Annotated in this window: 1 rRNA gene; it reads left to right on the top strand. The window is 48.4% G+C overall.

Annotated features, from left to right (window positions below):
• Window positions 1-241: 241 nt before the first annotated feature.
• Window positions 242-312, top strand: a 5S ribosomal RNA gene (gene rrf / locus JNO66_RS20350); the annotation flags it as partial.

The following is a 312-nucleotide window of genomic DNA, read 5'->3' as shown; positions in this document are numbered from 1 at the left end:
GTGGAAGTGTGGCGACACATGGAGCGGACAGATACTAATCGGTCGAGGACTTATCCAATGTGGTGTATGACAGTGTGGAGCACGATTTAGTTTTGAAGGAATCATTTTCTTTCAACTAGACAACAAGCATCAAGTGATTCGAGGACACAAGGAGTGGAACGAAGGAGCGTATGTCTATACGTGACTGAGTGACATGACGTAGTGGACGAAGAAGCGCGCAGATGATTGGAAGTCTAAATAGTCCGGTGGCAATAGCGAAGAGGTCACACCCGTTCCCATGCCGAACACGGCCGTTAAGCTCTTCTGCGTCAA

This window comes from Alkalicoccobacillus gibsonii, from assembly GCF_016798245.1.
Taxonomy (GTDB): Bacteria; Bacillota; Bacilli; order Bacillales; family Bacillaceae_D; genus Alkalicoccobacillus; species Alkalicoccobacillus gibsonii.
The sequence above is the reverse complement of the archived record's forward strand: the minus strand, read 5'-3'. Positions and strand labels throughout refer to the sequence as shown.